The sequence below is a fragment of the Mesorhizobium sp. M7A.F.Ca.CA.004.04.2.1 genome (genome assembly GCF_004022825.1).
Taxonomy (GTDB): domain Bacteria; phylum Pseudomonadota; class Alphaproteobacteria; order Rhizobiales; family Rhizobiaceae; genus Mesorhizobium.
This window is the reverse complement of the sequence record NZ_RZPH01001829.1, coordinates 1-408: the sequence shown is the minus strand read 5'-3', so window position 1 is coordinate 408 and position 408 is coordinate 1. Positions and strand designations below refer to the sequence as shown.

The window sequence follows — 408 nt, the reverse complement described above, 5'->3', positions numbered from 1 at the left end:
ATCCTAGGAAGGACAAACTCGTCACGCCGCCACTGACGCTGAAGCGCGGCGATGCCGCCACAGCCATCCGTCAGGCGCCGCGCCGGTTGAAGGGAAAAATGCGCGTCGGCGGCCAGGAACACTTCTACCTCGAAGGCCATATCGCCATGGCCATTCCGGGCGAGGACCAGGACGTCACCATCTATTCCTCGACCCAGCATCCGAGCGAAGTCCAGCATATGGTCAGCCACGCGCTCGGCGTGCCGAGCAACGCCATCACGGTGGAAATCCGCCGCATGGGCGGCGGCTTCGGCGGCAAGGAGACGCAGGGCAACCAGTTTGCCGCATTGGCCGCGATCGCCGCGAAGAAACACCATCGCGCCGTGAAAATCCGGCCCGACCGCGACGACGACATGATCGCCACCGGCA

At 64.7% G+C, this 408-nt stretch carries 1 protein-coding gene; it reads left to right on the top strand.

What is annotated here, in order from left to right; genetic code table 11:
- On the top strand, positions 1-408 hold a 408-nt coding region (locus tag EN893_RS37800), incomplete at both ends, for a molybdopterin cofactor-binding domain-containing protein (RefSeq protein WP_164901581.1).